At 31.0% G+C, this 1,792-nt stretch carries 2 protein-coding genes; both read left to right on the forward strand.

The window, feature by feature from the left end; translation table 11 throughout:
• Nucleotides 1-333: 333 nt before the first annotated feature.
• Nucleotides 334-999: a response regulator transcription factor gene (locus AC1DJR_RS28580; protein ID WP_000800741.1), complete on the forward strand. Its 666-nt coding sequence runs from the start codon at nt 334-336 to the stop codon at nt 997-999.
• A partial coding sequence (locus tag AC1DJR_RS28585; protein WP_477004110.1) for a HAMP domain-containing protein occupies nt 992-1,792 on the forward strand: 801 nt, incomplete at its 3' end. The genes AC1DJR_RS28580 and AC1DJR_RS28585, both read left to right, overlap by 8 nt.

Below are 1,792 nucleotides of genomic sequence, written 5' to 3' on the forward strand. Positions count from 1 at the left end.
CCAAGAGAGTTGTTATTTAGGCGATTAACGATTAAACAGAGAACTAGATAAAAAACTCCAAAGTTTGTGGCACGCGCTCTAGTATTTCGGTAGCTTCTTTTATATTGAAATTCATTTCCTTTTCCCCTTCTGGTAAAGAAGCAAAAGTATATTTTCATACAGTTTTAAGAAATTACATGCAATTCACATTATTATACATTAGTTTTACTTAAATATTAATCGTTCATTTTATTGAACGTGGAGCTAACACAATAATCGTCTTGTGAAATCTCCTAATTTATCTCCACATAAACTCCAGATAGTAAGGCTATAATGACTACCAGAGGTGATATTATGAAAAACTATCATATTCTCGTGGTAGAAGACGATCAAGAAATTCAGGAATTAATTAAACAATTTTTAATGACACAACAGTATACAGTGGTAGTCGCATCAGATGGATTAGAGGGTATGACACAATTTAATAAGCAATCCTTTGATTTAATTCTTCTAGATGTAATGATGCCCAATCTTAATGGATTTGAAGTATCCAAGATGATTCGAAGTCAGTCAAACGTACCAATTATTATGCTAACTGCATTGGAAGAAGAGGAAGATCAAATGAAAGGGTTCGATCTTGGAATCGATGATTATATAACAAAACCCTTTTCGTTTCATGTTTTGATTAGACGAGTCGAAGCTGTACTTAGAAGAAGTTATGATAAAAATGTAAATAATCATTTGGTATTTAAAGAAGTGCGTATCGATGTTGATGCATATAGAGTATATGTAAATGACGTTGAAATTTTATTAACGACAAAAGAGTTTGAAATTCTACAATTACTATTTCAAAATGAGAGAAAAGTACTCACAAGAGAAAATATCGTAGAAAAAGTTTGGGGGTACGATTATTTTGGAGAAACACGAATAATTGATACACATATTAAAAACCTACGTAAAAAGTTAGCTATCCCTTATATTAAAACAATAAAGGGTATTGGTTATAAAATTGATGAATAGTATTGTGAAAATCATGAAGATGAAGCAAATTACTTATAAACTCTTTATGACTACCTCTCTCATTTTGTTATCCTTTGCAGTATTGATTTATTTAACTTTATACTTCTTTCTCCCTACGTTTTATGAGCAATACAAAACAGATCAACTTCAAACAGGGATAAAAGAAATCATTGATAAATCTAAAGATCTTACGTTTCAAGATGCGATACCACTTTTTGATGAATATGCAAAAAAAAATAATGCGATGCTTTATCTTCAAAATAATGAGGGAATAATTAAATACTCTCCTTCATTTTCTTTTACTCAAAATGGTTCGCAAACAACAGTAGTTACTAGAGCCACACGGTTCGAGAATGCAGGTACCCTTAGCAATTCATATAACCTTACGCAACCAATTCAATTTCAAGATGGTAGTTTAACACTTATAGTCTTTGCTACATTTCAACCAATTGATGAAGCTTCACAGGTTTTAGTACGCTTTCTCCCCTATATTAGTATCATTGTACTCGTAATTGGTGTAGGGAGTGCTTATTTCTATTCCAGGTTTATTACAAAACCACTTATTTATATTAATGAAGGTGCACAAAAGATGGCAAATTTAGATTTCTCCGAAAAAATTGAGGTTCGCTCTACAGATGAGTTAGGAGAATTATCTAATAGTTTGAATGACATGTCTATTAACTTACAACAAGCTATGTTTGATTTAAAAAAAGCAAATCAACAATTAAAAAATGATATTGAAAAAGAACGAGAAATAGAAACAAAACGCAGAGAGTTTTTTGCGATTGTAGCA

Source organism: Bacillus sp. 05T31, from assembly GCF_056396725.1.

What these genes read in the sequence shown, in the direction of transcription:
- AC1DJR_RS28580 (WP_000800741.1), top strand. Translation starts at nt 334, where the DNA reads ATGAAAAACTATCATATTCTCGTGGTAGAAGACGATCAAGAAATTCAG.